The sequence below is a fragment of the Microbacterium sp. genome, assembly GCF_030149085.1.
Lineage (GTDB): Bacteria > Actinomycetota > Actinomycetes > Actinomycetales > Microbacteriaceae > Microbacterium.
The window spans coordinates 1-2091 of sequence record NZ_JASBSF010000083.1; the positions used below are offsets into that span (position 1 = coordinate 1).

At 66.9% G+C, this 2091-nt stretch carries 1 protein-coding gene and 1 pseudogene; both read right to left on the minus strand.

From position 1 onward, the window contains the following. Positions 1-940 (minus strand): annotated as a pseudogene (locus Q1V87_RS03545) (DNA-directed RNA polymerase subunit beta); the annotation flags it as partial. A 238-nt stretch (positions 941-1178) separates the two neighbouring features. Continuing rightward, the coding region (locus Q1V87_RS03550; RefSeq protein ID WP_300590852.1) for a biotin-dependent carboxyltransferase family protein at positions 1179-2091 on the minus strand (913 nt) is incomplete at its 5' end.

The window sequence follows — 2091 nt, forward strand, 5'->3', positions numbered from 1 at the left end:
GAGGACCCGAGAGGCCGAGCTTCTGGTTGATCTTGTAGCGACCGACCTTGGCGAGGTCGTAGCGCTTGGCGTTGAAGTAGAAGTTGTCCAGCAGCGCACGGGCAGCCTCAGCGGCGACCTGCTCGCCCGGACGGAGCTTGCGGTAGATGTCGCGAAGGGCGTCTTCCTTCGTGAGGATCGTGTCCTTCGACAGGGTCTCTTCGATGGAGTCGAAACCGGCGAACTCCTCAAGGATCTGCTCGCTGGTCAAACCCAGGGCCTTGAGGAACACGGTGACGGACTGCTTGCGCTTACGGTCGATGCGAACGCCGACCTGGTCGCGCTTGTCGATCTCGAACTCGAGCCAGGCGCCGCGGCTCGGGATGATACGCGCCGAGACGATGTCCTTGTCGGAGGTCTTGTCGGGAGTCTTGTCGAAGTAGACACCGGGCGAACGCACCAGCTGGGAGACGACGACACGCTCGGTGCCGTTGATGATGAACGTTCCCTTGTCGGTCTGCAGCGGGAAGTCGCCCATGAAGACCGTCTGGGTCTTGATCTCACCGGTCTGGTGGTTCATGAACTCGGCCTCGACGTACAGCGGGGCGGCGTAGGTCTTGCCGCGCTCCTTGCACTCTTCGATCGAGTACTTCTCGGGCTCGAGGTAGGGGTTGGTGAACGAGAGCTGCATCGTCTCGCTGAGGTCCTCGATCGGCGAGATCTCCTCGAAGATCTCCTCGAGGCCGCTCTTGACCGAGATGTCGTTGCGGCCGGCTGCCTCAGCCTCGGCGAGGCGGGCCTTCCATGCGTCGTTTCCGACGAGCCAATCGAAGGACTCGGTCTGCAGCGCCAGCAGGTCAGGGACCGTCAGCGTGTCGGAGATCTTGGCGAACGAGAGGCGGGAAGCTCCGCGGCCGTTCTTGGGGGATGTGGTGGTGGTTGCGTTGCGCGCAGCAGCCAAGGGGATTACCTCCGTGGGCCCGGGCGGGGCACTATCCTTGTCGTCAGGTGAAGCGTTCGGTCCTCCCCGAAAACCCACGCGTCTCGCACCGCATCGAGCGGGGACACGCAGGCACAGCCGACCACCATATGAGGGCAGGGGGAATCCAAGAGCGCAACCACCAACTATACGCGTTCCGGCACGCCGTGTCCACCCGGATTCTTGACGAGTCCAAATTCGTGCGGTATAACCGGCGGACTCAGCGCTGAGGCGCGTGCCGGAAGTGGATGGTCGCACCCGGCCCCGCCTGGGCGAGCAGGTCGAGATCGGCATCCAGAACCGTGGCGATCACGGGGTAGCCGCCGGTCACGGGCCCATCGGCGAGCAGGATCGTCGGCGAGCCCGACGGCGGCACCTGGATCGCCCCCGGGACCATTCCCTCGCTCGGCAGCTCTCCGGCGTCGCTGCGCTCCAGGCGCGGGCCCTCGAGCCGCATGCCGACCCGGTCGGCCGCAGCACCCACCGTCCACGTCGCCTCGAACAGCGCCCTTCTCGAGGCCAGCGTGAAGGCATCGTCGCGCGGCCCGGACATGAGTCGGACGACCAGATCGGCCGGCGGTGGACTCCAGGGGGCGAGATCGGATGCCGGGACGTCGTCAACCGGCGGTTCCCCGACAGATAGCACGGTGGCAACACGGAGCGGTGTGGGCCCGAGGCCGGCGAGGGTGTCGGTGGCGGCCGAACCCAGGACATCCCGGGTCTCGATGCCCCCGCGGAGGGCGAGGTACGCGCGAACGCCGGCCGTGAACCACCCCACTCGCAGACGCTCTCCGCTCCGCCACAGGTGCGCCGCACCGTGGTCGATGTCGTTTCCGTCGATGGTGAGCTCTCCCCACGCGCCGGTCACGGCAATCCACACATCAGCGAGGGCGGTGGCTTCGAATCCCCCCGCGGTGATCTCGAGGCCCGCCGCGTGCTCGGGGTTTCCGACGAGCCGATTGGCTGTGCGCAGGGCGGTGCGATCCAGAGCGCCAGAGACCGAGACGCCGAGCGACCCGGCTCCCCGGCGCCCGGCATCCTGGATCGTCGCCAGCAGCCCCGGAGCATCGACCCGAAGCAGCGGCCGGGTCTCGACATCCCTCTGCTCCCCCGATACCGCGTGTACGGCTGTT